This is a genomic window from Nostoc sp. CmiVER01, assembly GCF_034531135.2.
Lineage (GTDB): Bacteria > Cyanobacteriota > Cyanobacteriia > Cyanobacteriales > Nostocaceae > Nostoc.
This window is the reverse complement of sequence record NZ_JAVRBU020000059.1, coordinates 1-784: the sequence shown is the minus strand read 5'-3', so window position 1 is coordinate 784 and position 784 is coordinate 1. Positions and strand designations below refer to the sequence as shown.

Below are 784 nucleotides of genomic sequence, written 5' to 3'. Positions count from 1 at the left end.
CCATTTGTATTAAATACTACTCGAAATTGGGCGATCGGTTCTTTAGAAATGGAAGCCGGCGTTCGCCCAGGTAGGAAGCCTTGATCCCAGCTTCGGCACGGGCGGCAAGGTCACCCATAATCCCGGTGGCGCCACGATACCCGCGGGCCTGGCTATGCAGCCGGACCAAAAGATCGTGGTGGTGGGGCGCACGATTACCACGGCGTCCCCGGACTTCCTGACGGTTCGCTACAACGCCGACGGCAGCCTTGATGGCAGCTTTGGTACCAACGGTATTCTTACCACCGACCTGGGCGACGCCGATGACGCTAACGCGGTCGTGGTTCAGCGCGATGGCAAGATCGTCGTCGGTGGCGTCGTCGGGCGGTACGCTATCACCGGCAAGGTGGGGCTCGTTCGCTATAACAGTGACGGTACGCTCGACAGCACGTTTGGTAACGGCGGTAAAGTGGTTCTGGCGACCAATTTTGGCCCAGGCACCAATGACAAGGTGACGGGCCTGGTCTTGCAGCCGGATGGCAAGATCGTGGCGTCCGTTGGCTACAATAGTGCCAACTCTAGCGCCGGTGCGGTGGACTTCAAGGCGCTGCGACTCAATGCCAATGGCAGCATGGATGCCAGCTTTGGCAGCAACGGCTTCGTTACCGTGGATACGGGGAGTGGCGATGAAGCCCGCAGTCTTGCGTTGCAGGATGATGGAAAGGTGGTGCTCTATGGCGCCGATGACAGCGGTCTGGTCGCGGCGCGGCTGCAAAGTGATGGGAGTGTCGATACCAGCTTTGGG

General features: G+C 59.8%; 1 protein-coding gene and 1 pseudogene. Both read left to right on the top strand.

The features are described 5' to 3' along the window. Positions 1–73 precede the first annotated feature (73 nt). A pseudogene (locus tag RMZ43_RS35965) lies at positions 74–121 on the top strand (hypothetical protein); the annotation flags it as partial. Between the two features lie 33 nt (positions 122–154). After that, on the top strand, positions 155–784 hold a 630-nt coding region (locus tag RMZ43_RS35960; RefSeq protein WP_428851022.1), incomplete at its 3' end, for a hypothetical protein.